Here is a 21,850-nt window from a genome sequence, read left to right as displayed (position 1 = left end):
CATACAAAGATCAACTTATACCTGAATGCCGATTGCGCCACGCCGATTTGCTTCAACAGCGCCAGAGGTGGTCGTTCGCCTAGAGATGACGTTGGACCATATTAGCTGAACTTATCGAAAAATAATTTGGCTTATAAATTGACCTTTGGAGGCCCGCAGGCAATTTTGAGGTCAAGACGCCGTTCCGAAGGCGCTTGGCGCCACCGGAGCAAAGGGGCGCTCCTGCACATCGACAACCGAAAGCAAAAGGGTGGTGCCGCTCCATGCGCGCAGCAAGGGCTTTGCCGTGTCCTGCATTTCCCGTGTCTCGTACCGGCGGCAGGCAGTCTCCGGCGCGGAGTGCCTGATGCCGAGCGGGCCGATGTTCCAACAGACCCTGACGCCCGGTATCCGTGCTGAGCGGATCGAAAAGAGGCTTGGCGGCAACGATGTCCTGCGTGGCGTGGATCTCGACGTCCGGCCAGGCGAAATTCTCTCGATCCTTGGCAGCAGCGGCTCGGGCAAGAGCACGCTTCTGCGGTGCCTCAATCTCCTGACAGTTCCCGATCGCGGTGACATCTGGATCCACGGCGAGAAGCTGGCGATCCGAGTTGCATCGCAGAGGGGTGGCCAGTCCAGCGTCACCGACCATCGTCAGGTCCGGCGGGTGCGAGCGTCGATGGGCATGGTGTTCCAGAGCTTCAATCTCTGGCCTCACAAGACGGCGCTCGAGAATGTCACGGAAGGGCCCGTCCTCGTAAAGCGAATCCGGCGCGATGCAGCGGCCGATCTCGGACGCCACTACCTCGGCAAGGTCGGGCTCTCCGACAAGGCGGACGCCTACCCGCGCCATCTCTCCGGCGGCCAGCAGCAGCGCGTGGCGATTGCCCGCGCGCTGGCGATGGAACCGCGCGTGCTGCTCTTCGACGAGCCGACCTCGGCGTTGGACCCGGAACTGGTGGGCGAGGTGCTGCGCGTTATGGCAGCGCTTGCGGGGGAGGGGCGCACCATGGTGATCGTCACCCACGAAATGGCTTTCGCGCGCGAAGTATCGACACGGGCAGCCTTCATGCACCGCGGGCTGATCGAAGAGGAAAGTCCGCCGCAAGAATTCTTCTCCTCTCCCGTCTCCAGCCACCTTCGCAACTTTCTCGCTTCACACCGATAGAAGGACTTCGCGCATGGACGGTTTTGCCGTGCAGTTCGTCAGCGGACTGAAGACGACGGTACTGCTGGCGCTTGTCAGCGGCGCGCTCGGCATGGCGCTCGGATTGCTTGCCGCGGCGGGGCGATTGTCGCGGTGGAGGGTACTAAGCCGCTTGGTCGGTTTCTACACGACGATCATTCGGGGCGTGCCCGAACTCATCATCATCCTGCTGATCTATTTCGGCGGAACGGTCGCCATCAGCGCCTTCTTCGGTCGCTATGTCGAGGTCAACGCGTTCCTCGCCGGGGTCGTTTCCCTCACCGTCGTCTTCGGCGCCTATACGGCGGAAATTTTCCGGGGAGCCGTGCTCAGCATACCGACGGGACAGATCGAGGCGGCCCGCTCGCTCGGGCTGCATCCGTGGCAGACCTGGCTGCTGGTCATCCTTCCACAGATGCTGCGCATCGCTCTGCCGGCACTTGCCAACCAGTGGATCTCCCTGGTCAAGGAAACGTCGCTGATCTCGATCGTCGGGCTGACCGACATCATGCGGGTTGCCGCCATCGGCGCGGGCTCACTACGGGCGCCGCTGACGTTCTATCTCGCCGCATCGGCCCTCTATCTCACGCTGACCAGTCTTGCGCTGGTGATCTTCCATCTTCTCGAACGGCGTTTCGCCGTTCCCGGACGGTGAGGCGCCAGGTCATGGACATCACGCTCCTCCTCACCAGCATGGTCGCGCTTGCCAGCGGCATTCCGCTGACGCTTCTCCTGACCTTCGCATCACTGGTTGCTGGCCTCGTCCTTGCCGTACCTTTGGCCTTCATGCGCGCGTCGTCTCGCAAGTGGCTTTCATTGCCTGTGCTCGCCTACACCTATGTGTTTCGCGGCACGCCCCTGCTTGTCCAGCTTTTCATCATCTACTACGGCCTCGGTCAGATCGGCGCCATTCGGTCGAGCGTCCTGTGGGTCCTGTTGCGCGATCCTTTCTGGTGCTGCCTGCTGGCCTTTTCCCTGAACGGCGCTGCCTACACGACGGAGATTTTTCGCGGCGGCATCCAGGCCGTGGCCACCGGTATGATCGAGGCGGCGCAGGCGGTGGGCATGTCGCCGTTGCAGATCAAGCGCCGGATCATCTTCCCGATCGCCTTTCGAAGCGTGCTTCCCTCCTATGCCAACGAGGTTATCAGCCTCGTGAAAGCGACGTCGCTCGCCAGCACCGTGACCTTGCTGGAGATAACCGGCCTTTCACGGAAATTGGTTTCGGAGACCTTTGCACCCTGCGAGATCTTCATCGCCGCCGGCGTGCTCTATCTCGGCCTGACCCTCCTCCTGGCCGGCTTTTTCCACGTGCTGGAGGTCTGGTTGAACGGTACGCCGCGGGCAAAGACATACAAGCGCCGGGTCACCTTGCAGCAGGTGGCCCATGGACAATAGTCCCCGTCGAAACCCATTGCCGCTCCACGAGACTGCCTGGCGCGAAATCGACTTGTCGGCCATCGCCTCCAACTATCGCGCCATCCGGGCGGCAATCGGCAGCGACACAAAAGTCTTCGCCTGCCTGAAACAGGACGCCTATGGATGCGGGGCGGAGAAGGTCGCGTCTGTCTTGTCCAACGCGGGCGCCGATGCCTTCGGCGTCGTGTCGATCGCCGACGCCTTGGCCGTACGAAAAGCGGCGCCAGGAAAACCCATCCTCATGTATCCGGGCATTGGCCCGAACGCTGTCGATCTTGTCCGGAATCTCGATCTGACGATTTCGATTTCCGGCGAAGAGGATCTGGCAGGCTGGCTTGCGACCGGCGCGCCGCTCAAGGTTTTCGTGAAGGTCGATCTCGGCTTTTGGCGCGCCGGCGCGGCTCCTTGCGACCTCCCAGGGCTGATGGATCTGTGCGCCTCCAAAGGCAATGTCGCCGTCGACGGTCTTTATGCCCATCTCAACGAATTCGGCGACGCCGGTTCCTCGGCGCCGGCGCAGCTTGCGCGGCTGACGCCACTTCTCGAAGAGCTGAAGGCAAAGGGCCGCCTTCCCGGAACGATCATGGTCTCAAGCAGCGAAAGCCTGCTTCACCATCCGGAATTCGACATGGATGCGGTCGATCCCGGTGCACTGCTCTTCGGATTGACCCGTTCTCGCGCCGGACGCCGCACCCTGCCCACCCGTCCAGCCCTGGCGGCGATCAAAGCACGTATCGTCGCGCTCAAGACGTGCCACGACAGCATGGGGGCGCCTCCGGGTCTGCCCGGATACCACCCGGCCATGCGCATGGCCGTGCTGGGGATTGGCTGGGGGCATGGCGTGCCGCGATACCTTGGTGCCTCCGCTTCGGTGCTCGTCAGGGGACGGCGTGCGCCCATCGTGCCGCCCATCCATCTCGAACATCTGCGCATCGATGTCACGGATATCCCCGAAGCGATGCTCGGGGACGAAGCGGTCCTGCTCGGCTCTTCTCACGCGGAACGCATCACGCTGCCGGAACTCGCCAGTGCCTGGAATACAGACGAAACGGGCATCGCATGCGGCCTGCGGGAGAGCCTGCGACGGATAGACGTCGCACAACAATCCAGACCAAACCAAGAAGAAGGGGAATGACATGAAACGACATCTGACCTGCGCCCTTGCGGCTTTGCTGCTGGTTGCCGGCCTCGCCCATGCCGGAGAGCGCACAGCCATCACCATTGCCTCGGAAGGGGCCTCACCGCCGTGGGACTATATCGACCAAAACGGCGCGCTCGCCGGCTTCGACATCGACGTCGGCAACGAACTCTGCGCCCGGATCAAACTGCAATGCACCTTTGTCGCCCAGGATTGGGACGGCATCATCCCCGGTCTTCTGGTGAAGAAGTACGATGCGATCATCGCCGGCATGTCGATCACCGAAAAGCGCAAGAAATCGATCGCCTTCTCCATTCCCTATGCCGCGGCGCCGAACCAGATCGTCATGCGCCGGGGGCTCGGCCTGCCGCCCAGCGACATCAATGCGAAACTGAATCTGACGGACATCGATACGGCGAAGAAGGGAACCATCGAAAAACTCAGGGAGAACCTGAAGGGCAGGACCCTTGGCGTCCTTCGCTCGTCCAATTCGGAGGCGGTCGTCCGTGAACTCTTCGGCGATGTTGCGGAGGTGCGCAGCTATGACAGCCAGGAGAATCTCAAACTCGACCTCACGTCCGAACGTATCGACGGAGGCTTGGGAGACCGTCTGGTCTGGAAGCAGTTCCTCGACACGCCGGAGGGCAAGGCGGTCGAGTTTTTCGGCCCGCAGCTTTCAGGTGGCACCTGGGGTCCCGGCGTCGGTGTCGGCCTTCGCAAGGAGGATACCGATCTCGCCGACGCCCTCGACAAGGCCATCGAGGCGAGCATCAGGGACGGCGCGATCGGCAAGATCAGCCTGAAGTGGTTCGGCGTGGATATTTCCCCGCAAACCGGGAAGTGACCGCCCCCCGGCTCCTTCCGGCGGCCTAAGGGCCGCCACCCCTAAATTCATCTCCAGGGTACGCCATAATGTCTTCACCGTTCACGCTTGTTCTAACCGGACAATCTCTCATCCATCATGATGTTCGGCAGGTCTCGGACGCTGGATTTGCCGCGATCAAGGCGCTGATCCGGCAGGCTGATATCGCCTTCACGAATTTCGAGACGACGGTGTTCGGCCGACATGGTGGATGGCCGATGAAGGGTTCCTACTTCGGCTGTTCGGCACCCGTGGTGCTGGATGCGCTGAAGGACATCGGCTTCAACGCCTTGGCGCTCTCCAACAACCACGCTTTCGACCTCGGCCCACCCGGCGTTCTGTCGACGCTCGAAGAGGTGGCGGAGAGAGGGTTCCTTCACGCCGGCATCGGTGTTGATGCCACGGATGCGCGTCGGCCGGGAGTGAAAACCTTCGGCACGAGACGAGTGGCGCTTGTCGCCATGGACGCGGGACCCGGCCCGGCGACCATGTACGCAGCCGACGCGACGGACCGACGTCCGGCAAGGCCGGGCGTGAACGGGCTCGACGTCTCGAGGCGATTTGAGGTCGATCCCAAGGTGTTTGCGAGCCTGACCGGCATTCAGGACATCTTCCAAAGCAGTCCGATGGAACGGGGCAACTATGCCCAGCCGCACGATCCGCCTGACCTTCCGTCGGCCGACGAGATCGATTTTTACGGAACGATCTTTTGCCGATCCCTAGAGAACAGGCGCCAGATCCTGGTGGACGAGGCGAGCCTGCAAAGTCACCTCTCGGCAATCCGCCGCGCCGCCGCGGAGGGTGCCTTCGTCATCGCCTACCTCCACCATCATCATTGGGAACCGAACTGGCGGGAGGTTCCAGCATGGGTTCAGTCGCTCGCGCGCGCCTGTGTCGATGCCGGGGCAGGGGTGTTCGTCAGTCACGGTGCTCCCGTCCTGCAGCCCGTGGAGACCTATCGCGGTGCGCCGATCTTCTTCGGGCTGGGTAATTTCCTCTTCCATCTCAATGAGGGCGAAGTGGTATGGAGCGCTCCGGATGTTTGGAAGAGCATGGTCGCGACGTGCCGCTTCGATGCCGATGCCCGGTTGCAGTCGATTGACCTCCTTCCCATCATCATCGGCGGCGAGCGCATGCTGGGCGCCGAAAATTATCATGAGCGCATCGTTCCAGCTCCGGCGTCGGAAGAACTGGGGGTCGAGATGATCGAGGACTTGGCGGCCCGCTCGCGGTCGCACGGCGTGTCGATCGACGTCGAGAGGACTGACGAAATAATAGGTGGCCGTTTACGAGCCGAAGGCTCGCTTTGAAGCGCCGGCAAGCGGCTGCACACGACGATGCGCTGCACGAGGCTATTGGTGCGCTTGATCAGATCGTCGCCGAGGGCATCGGTTTCAGGAACGTGCTCAAGAAGCATCCAGCCGCTTGGAGATTGAAACGACCCAAGCACGCAGTTCCGGCCCGAATGGCTTGTCCAGCGCCGCACGATCCCAGGCAAGGAAATAGGCACCGGTCAGTCGCACGCGCTCGTTGAACGGCACGATCAGCCGGCCGGATGCAATGTCCTCTGCGGCCATGGACAATTGAGCAAGGACAAAGCCTTTTCCATTGATCGCGGCGTCGATCGCGGCACTCGACAATGAGAACGCCACTTCACCGGAAGTCCTCCGGTGCGACGCACCAATCCCGTGCGCCCACTCCGCCCAGCTCGGCGGTGATTGATGGTCCCGTGCCCATTCTATGCCGAGCAGGGGAAAATCGAGGATATCCGAGGGCCTCTTCAAGGGGCGGTTGGCCAGCAATCCAGGCGCGCAGGCAGGGACTACCCAGTCCGTGAACAGTTCAGCATAGTGATCGAACTCGTGAACCTTCGTGCCGTACGAGATTCGAAAATCCACTTGATCGCTACCAAAACGCGGCTCTTGCTCGGCGCCGATCAGACGCACCGTCGCGCCGGCGTGAGCCGTCTGCCAATCCAGAAGCTGGGGCGCCAGCCATTTGCTGGCAAGCGAAGGCAGACAAGAGATGGTGAGCGCGCTTTCCGAACGCGCCCGCTCGACAATGTGCTGCGCGTCGCGAAGCTGTTCGAAGCCTGAAGAAACGGCCGCGTGATAGGTTCGCCCCCAGGACGTCAGCGCGACACTCCTGCCACGGCGTTCAAGCAAGCTGAGGCCGAGCGCATCTTCGGCCTTGCGGATTTGCTGGCTGACCGCACCGACGGAAACGCCAAGCTCTTCGGCGGCGGCGGTAACGCTGCCGCGTCGGCCGAAAGCCTCGAAGGCCTCGATCGCACGGAGGGGGAGCGCTTTCTTCACCTGGGGACAATCCTGGGGTCGGTTTGTTTTAGCATTTCTAAAATAGAACGCAGATGCAAGCCCTTTGTCGCTCCCTGCCCGAGAGCTATCAGTCTGGCGATCGCAAGCTCGGGAGGACGCCATGTTTCTTCGAAATTGTTGGTACGTAGCGGCATGGGACGCGGAGGTCGGCGAGGGGCTCAAACCTGTGCGCATCCTCGGCGAAGACATCGTCCTCTATCGCAAGACCGACGGCGTCGTGGCCGCACTTGAGGATGCCTGCCCGCATCGCAAGTTGCCGCTGTCGATGGGTCGCATCAAGGGCGATATGGTCGAGTGCGGCTATCACGGGCTGACTTTTGACAGCATGGGAATCTGCACCCGCGTGCCGGGGGCGGAAAAGATACCGCATGTGGCCTGCGTGCGTTCCTATCCGATTGCCGAGCGCTACGGCCTGCTGTGGGTCTGGATGGGCGAGGTGCAGAAGGCCGATCCCGCCTTGATCTTCGAAGTCGACCACTGGGGCGATCCGGCGTGGGGCGTCAATCGCGGCGAGTCCATGACGCTCGATTGCAACTACCTCTACATGACCGACAATCTGCTGGATCCGTCGCACGTCTCCTGGGTCCATCAGTCGTCTTTTGGCGGTGTCCAGGCGATGGAAGACGTGCCACTCGAGACCACCGTGGGCGCGCACGGGGTGACCGTGTGGCGTTGGATGGTGGATGTCGAGCCGGCGCCGTTCTACGCGCCGTTCCTCAAATTCTCAGGCCATTGCGACCGCAAGCAGCACTACGAAGTGCGCTACCCCAGCAACGCCATCATCAAGGCCATCTTCGTGCCCGCCCGTACCGGTGGCGAAGGCAAGCCATACCATGAGGATGTATTCCTCATGGACAGCTACAACTTCATGACGCCCGTCGATGAGAACCAGACGAAATACTACTGGTTCCAGATGCGCAACTTCGCGCCCGACGACCAGGAGGTTTCACGCCAGTTCGCCACATCGGTGCGCGGGGCATTCGACGAAGACCGCGCTGTCTTGAATGCCGTGCACAAAGGCATGGCCAACAAGCGGACACCCAATCTCGATCTCAAGATCGATGTCGGACCGATGCGCTTTCGTCGCAATCTTTCAAAGCTCATTGCCGCCGAAAGCCAGCAATTGGCCGCGGCCGAATGAGCTCATTGTCCGCCCGCGCAAGTGTGGAACGAAGCGGGTTTCGCGACCTGAAGGTCGTCGCGAAGGTGAGGGAGAGCGCGATCATCACATCGTTCCTCCTCCAGCCCGTGCAGGCGCAGGGCTGGCGCGCATACCAACCGGGCCAGTTCCTGGTGTTCCGCATTCCCGCTTCGAAGCAAGCGGCGGCCGCAAAGGACTATGTGCTGCGAAACTACAGCGTCTCCGGCCCCCCGAGCGTCGTCGGCACTTACCGGATCAGCGTCAAGCGGGAGGCCCCGCCCAAGCCGGGGTTACCAGCCGGGCGTAGTTCCTGCTTCCTGCACGACCAGATCGAGGTGGGCGATGTTCTGTCGGCCGAGGGGCCGCGTGGCGATTTCGTTCTCGACACCGGCAGCAGCCGGCCCGTTGTCCTGCTCAGTGGTGGCGTCGGCCTCACGCCGATGGTTTCGATGCTGCACGCGCTTGCGTCGGCATCGGATCGTCGGGTGGTCTTCATCCACGCCTGCGAGAACGGGGACGTTCATGCATTGCGCGACGAGGTGTCGGCCTTGGCGGCCACACGGCCCGGCGTCACGGTTCACTTCTGCTATCGCTCCCCTACGGAGCGCGACAAATCGGAGCGGAAATTCCACAGCGAGGGCCTGGTTTCGCGCGAAATGCTCCAGCGTCTTTTGTCGCTCGACGACTACGACTTCTACCTCTGCGGTCCGCCGCCCTTCATGCAAGCTGTCTACGCGATCGTGCGGGACCTTGGCGTGCCGAAGGCGCGTGTCGCCTACGAGTTTTTCGGCCCGGCCACGGTGCTCGATGTCGCGCAGACACCTGTCATAGCCCCACCAAGGGTGGAGATCGAGCCGGACGGCAAAACCGTTGCGGTCGAGTTCCGGAAATCGGGGATCAAGGCTGCGTGGGACGGTGTGTCATCCCTGCTCGAATTCGCCGAAGAGCAAGGGCTGGAACCGGAATTCAGCTGCCGCGCCGGCGTCTGCGGCACGTGCAAGTCGCGGCTGATCAGCGGTGAGGTCAGCTATTTCGAAGAGCCGCTCGACGAGCTTGAGCCAGGGGAAGTGTTGCTGTGCTGCTCCAAGCCGCGCGGATCTGTCGTCCTGGATATCTGATGGATGCCATCCGCCGAAAGAGCGTATCGGAAAGGACGTCTGGATTGGAAAATTCGCGCACAACAAAGTCAAAACTTCTCTTCAATCCGTATGTCGCCTCGTTGCCTCCATACAATGCGGGCATGAACATTGCGGTGGCGCGCACGCTCAGCGGTCGCCAGGACATCGTCCGGCTGGCCAGCAATGAGAATCCCGACGGCTGTTCTCCAACTGTCATGAAGGCGCTTGCATCACCATCGTTCGAGCCATGGCGCTATGCCGATCCGGCCTGCACGGCGTTGCGTGCGGCGCTTGGCGAGAAAGCGGCAATCGACCCGGGTCTGATCGTTGTCGGCAACGGATCGGAGGAAATGATCGCTGCGATCTCGCGCGCCGTACTCTCGCCCGGCGCTTACGTTGTCACGACGGTGCCAAGCTTTGGTCTGCACGAAATAGAGCCCCTGGCGGTCGGCGCGAAGGTGGCCAAGATTCCCATGACCGCCGAAATGGGATTTGATCTTCCTGCACTCGAAACCGCGATTGCAGCGCAGCCGAAGATCGTTTTCATCTCCTCGCCCTGGAATCCCGTGGGACCAGGCCTCGACCACGCCGCCTTGCAACGCCTCATCGCAGCCGTTCGGCCTGGCACGCTCTTTGTTCTCGACGAGGCCTATTTCGAATTCTCCGATCCGGGCGCGCCCGACGGCATCGAGGTTCTGCGAGACAGCGGCATCGACTATGTCGTCCTTCGGACATTTTCCAAAGCCTATGGCCTGGCCGCACTGCGCGTCGGTTATGCCCTGTGTTCCACCATTGAACTCGCGGCGGTGATTGCCGCCGCGAAAACGCCGTTCAACGTCAACGGGGCGGCGCAGATCGCGGCCATCGCCGCGCTGGCTGACGAAGGCTGGATGAGAGCGTCCGCCAGCCGCGCAAGAGCAGAGCGGGAGCGTGTCGCGGCCGCACTTGCCGGGCTTGGCTTCCGGGTTGCGCCGTCGCAGACCAATTTCCTTTTCTTCGATTGCAACGGCGACAGCGGGCGCCTTGCGGCCTCGCTGCTTGGGCAGGGGATCATCGTCAAGGCATGGCGCGAAAGCGGGTATGAACGCTATATGCGCGTCACGATCGGCTCGCCTGCCGACAATGACCGGCTGATCGCAGCCCTTCAGGGGCTCGCAGGCCAATGAACGCCGCCGCAGTCGCAAGCCATGACGAACGTGTCGGCAATTTGGTGCCCCTTCCGCTGATTGAAAGCCTTCGTACCATCGTCGGCACTTCGAACGTGCGTATCGCCGAGGTCTTCGGGGCGATCGAACAGGACGCCGCCATCATTGTGTTGCCAGCCTCCACAGATCAGGTCGCCGCGGTCGTTCGTGTCTGCTGCCAGTACGAGATCCCGGTGGTGCCTCTCGGTGGCGGGACGGGTCTTGTCGGGGGAAGCATTTCGCATATTGGCGAGATCGTCCTTTCGACGGCACGCATGAACCGGATCGAACGGCTCGATCCGGTAGAGCGGACTGCAGTCGTCGATGCCGGAGTCACCCTGGAAGAATTGCAAACGGCAGCAAGAGCCCATGGTCTGGAACCGGGTATCGATCTGGCCGCGCGGGGCTCCGCGACGATCGGCGGCATGGTGTCCACCAACGCCGGTGGGATGATGGCGTTTCGCAATGGCGTCATGCGCCATCGGATACTTGGTCTCGAAGCGGTGATGGCGGATGGTTCTGTCTATTGCGACCTCACTCGGGTAGTGAAGAATTCCGCTGGCTATGACCTAAAGCATCTTTTCATCGGCGCCGAAGGAACACTTGGAATAGTGACGCGTGTGGTCGTCAAGCTCGAGCCTTCGCCCAAGGCAACCGCTACCGCGCTTTTCGGGCTGCCTTCCGTCGAGGCCGCTCTCGAAACCATCCGTATGGCGTTTGAATCCGGCGTTGGGCATTTGCGCGCCGCCGAGGCGATGTGGAATTCCTACTTCAGGCTGGCGTCCTCGGCACACGGCTGGTCGGAACCCGGCGTTGCGCCCGATCAGCCAATATTCCTGCTGCTGTTGCTAGGTGGCGCCCGCGAAGACATCCTTCAGCAAGACTTCGAGCGGATCTATTGCGAAACCATCGAGCGTTTTCCGGAGGCGACAGGCATCATCGCCAATTCGCGGCGGCAAGAAAACGATCTGTGGCGGCTGCGGGAGGACAGCAGTGTCCTCTACCGCGCGCACCCGAACGCACCATCGTTCGACGTATCCGTGCCGCTGTCGGAAATTCCAGACTATCTCGAAAGGGCCTTCGCTGGCCTTGCCGCGATCGAACCCGATCTTGTCCCGTATGTTTTCGGGCATCTCGCGGATGGCAATTTGCACATCATCCTGAACCGTCAGGGCCCGCTCCCCGAGCGCATGGCAGAAGCGGTCGAACGCGTTCTCTATGACGGCCTGCGCGAGCTCGGCGGCTCCTTTTCCGCCGAACACGGTATCGGGTCCAAGCGCATCCATTCGCTCCTGGCAACGGCCGACCCGACCAAGCTCGCCACGATGGAACGGATCAAGAAGACGCTGGACGGTCAGTCACTCATGAACCCCGACAAGGTCCTGCCTGGCCATGGCTGGTTCGTCCGTTCTCCCGGGCCGCCTGCTTCCGAAGAGCGCCGATCGCAACGTCAAGACGAGACCGCCAATGACTAGCCCCATCGCGAAATTGCATGGAACGGACAAGTTGGCCGAAGCTGTTGACCGTTTCGAAGGAGCCACGGCGCGGCACGATCATGCGACGCAGCCATACGCCGCCAGCTTCTCGGCGATGCGTGAAAGATTCCGCAGGGCGGCGCAGCGCGCGGGCGCGGAATTGTCCGAATATATCCATCCGTTGCATGGGCCGGATGGTGAGGTCCTTACGACCGATGTCGCGCTGTTGGGGCGGCGCGACGCGCAAAAACTGATCGTGCTTATTTCCGGTACCCATGGCGTGGAGGGTCCATTCGGCTCGGCTTGCCAGACCGCTTGGCTCAGTCAGAAAGGTCCATGGAATCTGGACGCGGAAACGGCCGTCCTGGCGATCCACCTCATCAACCCTTGGGGAACGGCGTGGTCGCGTCGTGTCAACGAGGACAACGTCGATCTCAATCGCAACTTTATCGATTGGTCCGGCGGCACGCCACCTGAGAACAATAGCTATGCCGGCCTCCACAACATGCTGGGCTACAGGGAATGGGAAGGACCGGATCGCACAGCTGCCGACGAGAAACTTCTTGCCACCAGAACAAGGCTTGGACAAGCCGGGCTGGCAGCCATCGTCGAAGCGGGTCAGTACGAATTTCCCGACGGACTGTTTTATGGCGGCGCCGGCCCCGTCTGGTCGAACCGGACGTTGACCGACATCCTGTCGACTTTTGCCGACGGCGCGCGCCATGCCGTCGTCTTCGACCTGCACACGGGTGCGGGACCCTACGGATATCCAGCCCTGCTTTCGGTTGCCACTTCCGAGCACTCAGGCATGGCCTGGGGTAAGTCCGTTTTCGGGCCGGCACTTGCCACTGTCATCACCGGATCTGATGCGATGACCAACACCGGCATCGCCGCGACCGCGACCGGCTATGTCTCCGAGGCCGTCGTGAGGGCAATGCCGAATGCTCGGGTGCTGCCGCTCGTGGTGGAATGCGGTACGCTGGACGGAGCCGCAGTCATGGACGCCGTCCAAGCCGACAACTGGCTGCATCTTTTCGGCAGGATCGATTCTCCCATCGGCAAACGGATCAAGGCAACGCTGCGCGGTGCTTTCATCCCGGACGATCCGGATTGGCAGCGGACTTCCCTGTCCACCAGCCTGCGATACTTCGATCGCGCCTTGACGGAGTTGCAGGCCGTCGAAGTGGCGGAAAGCAAACCCGGCCAGCGCGGACAGACGCTGTCATCGGACAGCATTGCCGTGGCGGGTCACGTTCCCGCGGCCGCGGCGAAGGTCACGATACCAGCCGTGCAAATCGAAGACCTGCACAAGAGATTCGGTCCTCTTCTGGTGTTGAAGGGCGTCAATCTCACCGCCCACGCAGGCGAGGTGATTTCGATGATCGGTTCGTCTGGATCGGGCAAGAGCACGTTTCTGCGCTGCATCAATCTGCTGGAACAGCCGGACGGCGGTAAGGTCGCCATCGACGGCGAAGTCATTAAGATGAAGCAACTGTCGAACGGTCGTGCCGGACCCGCCGACATGGCGCAGGTCGAGCGGATTCGTGCCCGCGTCGGGATGGTGTTTCAAAGCTTCAATCTCTGGCCGCACATGACAGTGCTGGAAAACATCATCGAGGCGCCGCGGCATGTCTTGAAGGAGCCTCGCGAGAAGGCCGTCGACCACGCCCACGCCTTGTTGAAGAAGGTCGGGCTCTCCGACAAGCACGCGCATTATCCCGGCCAGTTGTCGGGAGGCCAGGAGCAGCGTGCCGCGATTGCCCGCACGCTTGCGATGCGCCCCAAGGTCATCCTTTTCGACGAACCGACATCGGCGCTCGACCCCGAACTGGTCGGCGAGGTGCTGCGGGTGATCCGCCAATTGGCGGAAGAGGGAAACACGATGATCCTCGTGACGCACGAGATGCAGTTCGCGCGCGAGGTCTCCCACAAGATTCTGTTTCTCCACCAGGGAAAGGTGGAGGAGGAGGGAGCGCCGGCGGAGCTGTTTGGCAGTCCGCGCTCGGAGCGTCTGCGCCAGTTCCTGGCCCGGACGCTATGAGCGAAAGGCGCACCCTCGAAGCCTCCGGCAAATGCCGGGACAAGTCTACCAAAACGAACTCAAAAAGGGGAACTGACTATGAAATTGAAAGTCTTGTCATTGCTCGCATGTCTTGCGGCAAGCACAGGAAGCGCATTGGCCGCGGAAGGTGAACTGTCCATCGGCACTGAGGGCGCGTATCCGCCATGGAGCATGTCCGACGCCAACGGCAACGTCACCGGTTTCGACGCGGATGTCGGCGCTTTGCTCTGCACCAAGCTTGAAATGAAGTGCCATTTCGTCGTGCAGGCTTTCGACGGCCTCATCCCGGCGCTGAAGGCCAAGCGCTTTGATGTCATCATCTCGGGGATGTCGATCACCGCCGACCGCAAGAAAGAGATCAATTTCAGCGTTGGCTACGCCGAACTCGCCAACATGTTCGTCGCCCCGAAGGGCTCGGATCTTGCAGGCGTCACCGACGTCGACACGCTGCTGAAATCCCTCGCGGGCAAGAAGGTCGGCGTGCAGGCCGGCACGACCCACGCCCACTTCCTCGAGAAGCGTGCGCCGGATGCCGATCTGAAGACCTACGACACACTTGACCAGATGCAGATCGACCTGGCGAGCGGCCGGATCGACGCGGCCTTTGCCGATCAATCCGCGCTGCAGGACTTCCTGGACAAGCCCGACGGCAAGAACTTCCAGCTGGTCGGCGTGCAGATCAAGAGCACCTTCGACCCGACGCTCGGCGAAGGCATCGGCGTCGGCATCGCGCAGGAGAACACCGAACTCAAGGCCAAGATCGACAAGGCGCTTTGCGCACTGATCGCCGATGGATCGGTCGGCAACGCCAGTAAGAAATGGTTCAAGACGGACATTTCCAGGCCCTGCAACTGACGCGCTTCAACGCGCGGCGTCGCATGCGCCGGATCGGCGCATGCGACTGCCTCGTTCACACTTGGGAATAGAGCAACACAGATGGAATTCGGTCTCTGGCAGGTTTGGGACGCTGGTTGGGTGACCGCCATTCTGCGCGGCGCTGCCGTGACGATCGCGGTGGGCTTGTCCAGTATGGTCGCCGGGCTGCTGATTGGCGTTGTCTGTGGTCTGATCAAATGGGCCAGGATATTTCCGCTCTCGCTCCTGGTGGACGGATATACGTCCGTGGTGCGGGGCGTCCCCGAGCTGCTCGTCATCTACCTTCTGTTTTTCAGTTCGGTTGAATTCGTCACCAAGGTCATCACGGCTTTCGGCTACGCCGGGCTGGCGGAAAGCGGCTACGCGTTCGTCATCGCGGTCATCGCCATCGGCGCGATCTCGGGCGCCTATTCGACCGAGGTGATCCGGGGCGCATTGGCGTCGATCCCCAACGGACACATCGAGGCCGCGCGTGCCCTTGGCCTGTCAGGTGGCCGTATCTTCCGCCGCATCATCGCCCCGCAGATGCTACGCATAGCTGTTCCAGGCATAAACAATGTCTGGCAGACCACGATCAAGGACACGGCCCTAGTTTCCGTGGTCGGGCTTCAAGAACTGATGCGCATTTCCTACATCGGCGCGAACTCCACACGCCATCCGTTTATCTTTTATCTGATTGCGGCTGTCGTCTATCTGGTCATCACGCTTGTCAGCCAGGCCGGCTTCGATGGGATCGAACGCTTGCTGCGGCTGCGGGCGAGGAGGTAGGACCATGGAACTCATCCAGCTTGCGGTTCCGGTTCTCCTAAAAGGCCTGTGGGTCACGGCCGCGCTGACGCTGGTCTCGGTGCTCATAGGCTTCAATCTCGGCCTGGGACTGGCGCTGATGAGGCTGTCGTCAAACGCCTTCGCGGCCGGCTTTGCCAAGTATTACAGCAATGTCTTTCGCGGCACGCCGCTGCTGGTCCAGATATTCATCTTCTACTACGGCCTCGGCGAGGTCAGCCTGATCAGGGACAACGCCGTCCTGTGGTGGGTGATCAGCGATGGTTCGCGCTGCGCCGTGCTGGCGTTGGCGCTCAACACCGCAGCTTACACGTCCGAGATCCTGCGCGGAGGGCTGATGTCGGTCCCGGCCGGCCTGGTCGAAGCAGCCCAGGCTTGCGGCATGTCGCGGATACTGCGCTTTCGCCGTATCGAGTTCCCGCTCGCGATACGCCAGGCGCTGCCGGCCTATGGCAACGAGCTCATTCTCGTCGTCAAGGGGACAAGCCTAGCCTCCACGATCACCGTGCTGGAAATCACCGGCTATGCCAAGCGGCTTATGAGCCAGACCTTCGCGATCTTCGAGATTTTCGCAATTGCGGGGGTCCTGTACCTGGTCGTCAACCTGTTGCTGATCGCGATCATCCGCTCGATAGAGCGGTACCTCATGAGGCACGAAGCACAGGCCCGCCAGGCCATTTCCACGCCGCGCATCGACGGATCGGCAGTGATTTAGAGAACGACCCGTAACCCACCATGGCGATTGATTTGCGATGGACAAATGCCCTGGTTGGAGTGGTGAGGGTACTTTTCGAGACGGCCTGAGCGCGCCGTGGAACGCTGCGAGGGCGCCAAAATCGTCAGGATGTGAACACACCGCCCGTGACGTTGATGCCTTGACCTGTCATGAACCGCGCTGCGTCCGAAGCCAGAAATACAACCACCCTGGCGACGTCGTCCGGTTCTTCCAGGCGCCCTAACGGGGTCTGGGCGACGTAGCTGTCGGTAACCTCTTGGGGTGTCATCCCTCGCAGCTTTGCTTCCCAGATCACTTCGCGCTCCTGCATGCCGGTGCGTACAAATCCGGGGCACACGGCATTGACGCGAATGCCTTTGGGCGCGAGCTCTCGTGCCAGCGCCTGCGTCCAGCCCAGAACCGCGAATTTGGACGCGGAGTAGTGGGCGAGAAGCGGAGCGCCAACCTTGGCGGCAAGTGAGGCCGTGTTGACGATCACGCCCGAGCCTTGCGCGACAAATTGCCGGGCCGCGATCTGATTGGTCAGAAAGACGCCTCGCGTGTTGACGGCAAAGTTGAAGTCCCATTCTTCGTCGGTGAGTTCGAGCGCCGGCGTTCGGTATCTACTGGCATGTAGCGTTTGACGCCAACGCCGCGTCCAACGGACCTCCGGCATACTACCGGCCGAATCTTTCAGAATCCCGTCAGGGCCGGTGAGGCTCGTGACGCTACTTTCCTACTCCGTTGTCGTGCTTTTCTTCCTGCGCCGATTGGTGTGCGACTGCGCGACGGCCATTCTTAACTCGGGTGTGATCTCCAAAGGCGCATTCTCTGCCTCATTTGGGTTCTGCAGCCCCTGGACGTGGACGGTGGGGAATGGGAGTTCGATACCCTGCTCCTTGAAGGCTTGGCGGAGGCGTAAAAAGAATCTGCCTTTCATGCTGAAGGCACCTCCCGGCCTGGTTGTGACCTTGACCCTCAATACGATGCCGTACTCGCCGAACTCCTGTACGCCCTGCATCTTGATCGGTTCGATCACCCAGTGTTTGAATTCGGGATCCTCCGCCAGTTCGAGGCCTATCCGCTTGATCAGCTTGCGCGCGAGCTCGATATCGGTGTCATAGCCGACGGTGACGTTGAACTTGTCGGTGACCCAGTCGCGGCTCTGGTTCTGCACCGCCCCGAGTTCGCCGAAAGGTATTGTGAACAGCGGGCCACGATGGTGGCGCAGCTTCACCGAGCGCAGCGAAAAGCTCTCCACCGTACCCCTGTAGCTGCCCGATGAGATATATTCGCCGACACGAAAAGCATCGTCGAGCAGATAAAACACGCCTGAGATCACATCCTTGACGATGGTTTGTGCGCCAAAACCCACAGCGACGCCGACGACGCCAGCGCCGGCGATCAGCGGGCCGATCTGGATTCCAATCGAGGCGAGCATCATCAGCACCGCCATCACGATGATCACCGCAAGCAGAATGTTCTGGATGATCGGCAACAGCGTGTGCAGCCGCGCCTGATGCGGATCGAGGGTCAGGATGTCCTCATCGCCGATCACCGCATGCGGTGTGTGGATGCCCAGTTTTCGTTCGATCAAAGCTTTGATGATCGACCAGCCGAAATCGGCTGCAAGCGCAATGACCACGACATTGATCAAGCCGCTCAATATGAGCATGGTCGTCGTATCGCTCTCTCGCATGGATTGCATGTCCAGACCCCAGACACGCGCGAGAAAGTAAGCCGCCGCCAGGATCAAGATCATCCGGATACCGCGATCGATGACAGCGATCGTCACCGCCGGGATCGTCGGCCGGCCAACATCTTCCGAACCCGGCCGCAGGACGAAATTGACCCCGCGCTGCGTCAGCACGATTGCCAAGGGCAGGACGAATGCGGCGAAGGTGAACCAGAACCATGTATACAGGCCGGCGATGCGTTCCAGGAACAGAACGACGAAATAAGCGGTCAATAACCAGGTCACGCCCGCATGACCGCTACCGTGCGCACCATCTGCCGCCCTTCTTGGTCGCCGCCAAACGGCAAGCAGCCACAGAAACAGCATCACGAAATCGGCGCCCAGAGACAGGACCATCATTCCGTCCCGATCGATGCCGAGACCGGGCAAGAGGTTAAAGGCGGCGGCGAAGAAGGCGAAGACGCCGACGATCCGGGGTAGCCAATAGAACCAATGGTCAGCCGTTTCGTTGGTGATCGGCAAGGCGCGAACCTCGACGGCGTTCTCGACCTTCATGAAGGAAGGGACGAGCAGGGCTAAAACGTAAGTGCGCACACCCCATGTGAAGACTGCAGCCATCAGAAATGTCAGCACAATCTCGCGGATCAGCATTGGCCAGTCGAACAGCATGAACGCGCCGGCGCTGCCCAGTGCGAACGAGACGATCAGCATGCTGGAATAAAGCAGGCGGCCACCAATCTTCTTGGCTCGCCCAATGGGCGTATCCTTCGATTGCGCGATGATCCAAAGACGAAATGGGCGGGTGAGCTTGTATGTCGCCCAAGTCAGTGCCAGGCCGGCCGCGATGAATATCGCAATCAGCACCAATACGCCGGCAGGCCCTTTGCTGGACATATCCTCCATGGTCTGTGCCCGAACGCGCGCGAACTGGCCTGGCAGCAGGGGCAAAGTTCGCACGATTCTTTCGATATGATGCTTGATCCGATCGAGCGTCGAGGATGCCATCGTATTCATCTGGGCTGGTGCGGCCTCGGCGCCGGACGATGCGTCGGCCGGTGAAGCGCCTGCCGCGGCAGGCGCTGCCGTTGACCCGGCGTCCTGTTTTCGTTGTTCGGCCACCCAGGCCTTCACTGACGGATCGTCGAGAAGCTCGAACAGCTGTTTGACCCTCTCAGGCGGGACGGTCGCCGGTGACTGCGCCTGTGTCGGACCAGCCAACAGGAGGGCGATCCCAAAGACGAGCGGCCTGGCGACCAGGACAAACATCGCCGTCAGATCTACGAGACGCCATGCCGGGCGCGCCAGGTTCCTGGCTCCCAATCGTCGAATCATGAGTGGCATCGTGCTGTAACCTTCCGGCCAAATCGGCGAGCGACGACATCTATGCCGTCGTTGCTCCTACCTTGAAGAAGCCGATGTTGTGGTGCAAGACGTCATCGGCTCGGGCTAGACCGTTGCGCCGGATACTTGGCGGTGTCTACTAGCCGCAGGGGCAGGGCATTTCGGTCTCGGTCCGGGTCTCCGGGCGTTCCATGAACCGGGCTCGGTGATTCCGGGCGCAGAACGCCGGCACCAGGATCCCAGGCCCATACTAGCGAGCGTGGGCGCTTGCCATTCAGCCCTGTCACCAAGTCTTTTGCCTGTCTCTAATTCGCCCCGACCTTGACAGAGCAGTGCTGCCAGCCGATGCCGTCATCCGTCTTTGACATTCGCCGACTCTTGCCGAAGAAAACGAAAGCTCGATGGCCAAGGATAATGCGAACGGCGGTAGCGCTTCCGAAGCCCTTGCGTGGACCGCGTTGTGGAATGCCGCGTCGGGTTGCGGCAGCGGCTCGCGCCCGATCAACCCGCAGTCCCTGCGCGCGCTGCCGGCAGGGCGGAAAGGGGTGCGCAAGGCCGCCAAGGTGATCTTCGATGGCCTTATGGTCGGAAGCCAGTCGGCGCCAGCGCAATTGGCTGCCAGGTGGGACAGGTTCGGCGGGGCCATCACCGAGTTGATCGTCGAACTCGGCAAGATTTGGGGCGATCTCGCAGCGGGTCGCCGCGTCCAGTATCAGCTTGAGCAAATGCTTCTCGACTCCGACGACCTTGCCGAGCCGCGCAGACTAGCACTGACACTCGGAATTCGCGTCGACGCTCGAAATCCGACCTCGACCGAACTTCCGGAAGGGGTAGATCAGATCTACGCCTGGCTGATGATGGACGGCCAGACAGAGGCCCGCGTGCAGTTCGGCGCACTCGGGACTGTCACAAGGCGTCATTGGCTTGAATTGACCCCGGATTTCGTGCCCCCTGAGCGGCTTGAACACCGGTCTGATCGGGACAGCCACTTCGCCAAACTCGCGCAATTGGCCGCACAAGCGCAGGAGCTGGTCCGGTCGAGTGCCGAGCCTATAGAGCCTCTTCCCGCGCGGCGCCGGACACTGGCCGCGGATGCGCACGACAAGGATCGCACGTCGTTCTGGGATCGCCATTTCGCGACCGAGGATCCCTGGAAGTACGGTTCTCCCTATGAGCAGGAAAAATATGAGCGGCAGCTCGAAATTCTGCCTGCTGGTGCCATCGGACGGGCGCTTGAGCTGGCCTGCGCGGAGGGCCACTTCACGCGGCAGCTGGCGCCGCGAGTGGGCCATTTGACCGCAACTGACATCTCGGCCGTAGCCATCGGGCGGGCGCGGGCGCGATGCGGCGATCAGCCGAATGTCGAGTTCGGCGTACTGGATTTCTCTGCCGATACGCTGCCGGGCGAGATGGATCTGATCGTCTGTTCGGAAGTGCTGTACTACCTGGATGATCTCGCCGAGTTGCGGCGCGTCGCCAAAAAACTCGCCGAGGCGTTGGCGCCTGGCGGCAGTTTCATCAGCGCGCATGCATTCGTGCTGCGTGACAATGTTGAAAGGACGGGCTTCGACTGGAACACATTCGGTGCACAAGCGATCTCAGAGGCACTGGCAGCGACCGAAGGCCTCGTCCTCGAGCAATCGATCCAGACCGAGCTTTATCGCATAGACCGCTTCCGCCGCCTGTCACCAGACGAGGTGGCGGCGGAACCGAGGATTGATCATGTGCCAATCCGCGCGCCCATCGAAATCGGGGTCGCGCGAAAAATCGTCTGGGGCGGGGCGCGGGCCTTGCGCCGCGACGTCGCCCGCAGCGAGCGGCGGCAGCGTATTCCTGTCCTCATGTATCACAGCATCGCCGATGATGGTCCGGCCGCGCTCGCCCGTTTTCGGTGTACGCCCGCCCTATTCGGCAGCCAGATGGCATGGCTGCGCGCCAACGGCTTTCACGCGATTGCCTCCGAGCAGCTGGAATGGTCCATCGCCAACCGTGAGCCTTTCGCTGGCCGCCCGGTGTTCATCACCTTCGATGACGGCTTCCAGAACTTTGCCGACCATGCCTGGCCGATCTTGCGCGCCAACGACCTGACCGCGGAAGTGTTCCTGGTGACGGACCTGGTGGGCGAAAGTGCACGGTGGGACGCCCACAGCGGTCCGCCGACGCCGCTTATGGACGCCGAGACGGTGCGACGCCTCGCCGGCGAGGGTGCCTTCTTCGGAAGCCATATGGCGACGCATCGCGCGATCGATGGTCTGTCGAGCTCTGACTTGGCCGCCGAGCTCCTGCGCTCCCGTATGTTCATCGAACGGTGGGCTGGCCGGCCGACCACGGCGTTCGCGGCACCCTTCTCTGTCACCGACCGACGGCTTGGCCGGCTGGCCAGGGAGTGCGGCTACCGGATCGGCTTCGGCGGCAGACACGGGCCGGCGGGCCTCGATGGCGATCCCATCGACCTTCCACGCATCGAGATCCGCGGGGATCGCTCGCTCGATGACTTTGTTGCCATTGTCGAGGCCGTGCTCGATGAACGGTGAAC

18 protein-coding genes and 1 pseudogene are annotated in these 21,850 nt (G+C 61.7%); 15 read left to right on the top strand and 4 right to left on the bottom strand.

Going from position 1 to position 21,850, the window contains the following annotated elements; genetic code table 11:
• Window positions 1–171: 171 nt before the first annotated feature.
• Window positions 172–297, bottom strand: a complete 126-nt coding sequence (locus CKW40_RS45315; RefSeq protein WP_280175370.1) for a hypothetical protein — start codon at window positions 295–297, stop codon at window positions 172–174.
• 64 nt (window positions 298–361) lie between these two features.
• On the opposite strand from CKW40_RS45315, the gene CKW40_RS00310 reads away from it, so the two are divergent.
• The 6 genes from CKW40_RS00310 to CKW40_RS00285 all read left to right on the top strand — a co-directional run bounded on the left by CKW40_RS00310 (window position 362) and on the right by CKW40_RS00285 (window position 5,894).
• A complete protein-coding gene (locus CKW40_RS00310; RefSeq protein ID WP_095198458.1) occupies window positions 362–1,147 on the top strand; it encodes an ATP-binding cassette domain-containing protein in 786 nt (261 codons plus the stop codon).
• Between the two features lie 13 nt (window positions 1,148–1,160).
• Window positions 1,161–1,820, top strand: coding sequence for an ABC transporter permease (locus CKW40_RS00305; protein WP_095197975.1), 660 nt, complete (start codon window positions 1,161–1,163; stop codon window positions 1,818–1,820).
• A gap of 11 nt (window positions 1,821–1,831) precedes the next feature.
• Window positions 1,832–2,563, top strand: coding sequence for an ABC transporter permease (locus CKW40_RS00300; protein ID WP_095197974.1), 732 nt, complete (start codon window positions 1,832–1,834; stop codon window positions 2,561–2,563).
• Window positions 2,553–3,719 carry an alanine racemase gene (gene alr, locus CKW40_RS00295; RefSeq protein ID WP_095197973.1) on the top strand — a complete coding sequence of 389 codons (1,167 nt, stop codon included), beginning with the start codon at window positions 2,553–2,555 and terminating at the stop codon, window positions 3,717–3,719. The genes CKW40_RS00300 and alr overlap by 11 nt, the downstream gene beginning before the upstream one ends.
• Window position 3,720: 1 nt before the next feature.
• Complete coding sequence (locus tag CKW40_RS00290; RefSeq protein ID WP_095197972.1) at window positions 3,721–4,566, top strand: transporter substrate-binding domain-containing protein; 846 nt, start codon at window positions 3,721–3,723, stop codon at window positions 4,564–4,566.
• 68 nt (window positions 4,567–4,634) lie between these two features.
• Entirely contained in the window at window positions 4,635–5,894 is a 1,260-nt protein-coding gene (locus tag CKW40_RS00285) for a CapA family protein (protein ID WP_095197971.1), read from the top strand.
• 96 nt (window positions 5,895–5,990) lie between these two features.
• Here CKW40_RS00285 and CKW40_RS00280 read toward each other — a convergent pair whose 3' ends face one another.
• Window positions 5,991–6,899, bottom strand: coding sequence for a LysR substrate-binding domain-containing protein (locus CKW40_RS00280; RefSeq protein WP_095197970.1), 909 nt, complete (start codon window positions 6,897–6,899; stop codon window positions 5,991–5,993).
• A gap of 121 nt (window positions 6,900–7,020) precedes the next feature.
• Here CKW40_RS00280 and CKW40_RS00275 point away from each other — a divergent pair, with 121 nt between their 5' ends.
• The 8 genes from CKW40_RS00275 to CKW40_RS00240 all read left to right on the top strand — a co-directional run bounded on the left by CKW40_RS00275 (window position 7,021) and on the right by CKW40_RS00240 (window position 16,277).
• Window positions 7,021–8,061, top strand: a complete 1,041-nt coding sequence (locus CKW40_RS00275) for an aromatic ring-hydroxylating dioxygenase subunit alpha (protein ID WP_095197969.1) — start codon at window positions 7,021–7,023, stop codon at window positions 8,059–8,061.
• On the top strand, window positions 8,058–9,179 hold the full coding sequence (locus tag CKW40_RS00270; RefSeq protein ID WP_095197968.1) for a 2Fe-2S iron-sulfur cluster-binding protein: 1,122 nt from the start codon (window positions 8,058–8,060) through the stop codon (window positions 9,177–9,179). Before CKW40_RS00275 ends, CKW40_RS00270 begins: the two co-directional genes overlap by 4 nt.
• A gap of 122 nt (window positions 9,180–9,301) precedes the next feature.
• Window positions 9,302–10,345: an aminotransferase class I/II-fold pyridoxal phosphate-dependent enzyme gene (locus CKW40_RS00265; protein ID WP_244571034.1), complete on the top strand. Its 1,044-nt coding sequence runs from the start codon at window positions 9,302–9,304 to the stop codon at window positions 10,343–10,345.
• Window positions 10,342–11,838, top strand: a complete 1,497-nt coding sequence (locus tag CKW40_RS00260; protein WP_095197966.1) for an FAD-binding oxidoreductase — start codon at window positions 10,342–10,344, stop codon at window positions 11,836–11,838. The genes CKW40_RS00265 and CKW40_RS00260 overlap by 4 nt, the downstream gene beginning before the upstream one ends.
• A 115-nt stretch (window positions 11,839–11,953) precedes the next feature.
• Window positions 11,954–13,879, top strand: a complete 1,926-nt coding sequence (locus CKW40_RS45310; RefSeq protein WP_439330948.1) for a DUF2817 domain-containing protein — start codon at window positions 11,954–11,956, stop codon at window positions 13,877–13,879.
• Window positions 13,880–13,957: 78 nt separating this feature from the next.
• On the top strand, window positions 13,958–14,755 hold the full coding sequence (locus CKW40_RS00250; RefSeq protein WP_095197964.1) for a transporter substrate-binding domain-containing protein: 798 nt from the start codon (window positions 13,958–13,960) through the stop codon (window positions 14,753–14,755).
• Window positions 14,756–14,836: 81 nt separating this feature from the next.
• Window positions 14,837–15,544: an ABC transporter permease gene (locus CKW40_RS00245; protein WP_095197963.1), complete on the top strand. Its 708-nt coding sequence runs from the start codon at window positions 14,837–14,839 to the stop codon at window positions 15,542–15,544.
• A gap of 4 nt (window positions 15,545–15,548) precedes the next feature.
• A complete protein-coding gene (locus CKW40_RS00240; RefSeq protein WP_095197962.1) occupies window positions 15,549–16,277 on the top strand; it encodes an ABC transporter permease in 729 nt (242 codons plus the stop codon).
• A 124-nt stretch (window positions 16,278–16,401) separates the two neighbouring features.
• On the opposite strand, the pseudogene CKW40_RS00235 reads toward CKW40_RS00240, so the two are convergent.
• Window positions 16,402–16,887 (bottom strand): annotated as a pseudogene (locus CKW40_RS00235) (SDR family NAD(P)-dependent oxidoreductase); the annotation flags it as partial.
• Between the two features lie 126 nt (window positions 16,888–17,013).
• A complete protein-coding gene (locus CKW40_RS00230) occupies window positions 17,014–19,314 on the bottom strand; it encodes a mechanosensitive ion channel family protein (protein WP_244571033.1) in 2,301 nt (766 codons plus the stop codon).
• 401 nt (window positions 19,315–19,715) lie between these two features.
• Here CKW40_RS00230 and CKW40_RS00225 point away from each other — a divergent pair, with 401 nt between their 5' ends.
• Complete coding sequence (locus tag CKW40_RS00225) at window positions 19,716–21,848, top strand: SAM-dependent methyltransferase (protein ID WP_244571032.1); 2,133 nt, start codon at window positions 19,716–19,718, stop codon at window positions 21,846–21,848.
• The last annotated feature ends 2 nt before the right edge of the window (window positions 21,849–21,850 follow it).

It is taken from the genome of Mesorhizobium carmichaelinearum, assembly GCF_900199455.1.
Classification (GTDB): domain Bacteria; phylum Pseudomonadota; class Alphaproteobacteria; order Rhizobiales; family Rhizobiaceae; genus Mesorhizobium; species Mesorhizobium carmichaelinearum.
Note: the sequence above shows the minus strand (reverse complement) of the source record. Positions and strands in the feature narration are given on the sequence as shown.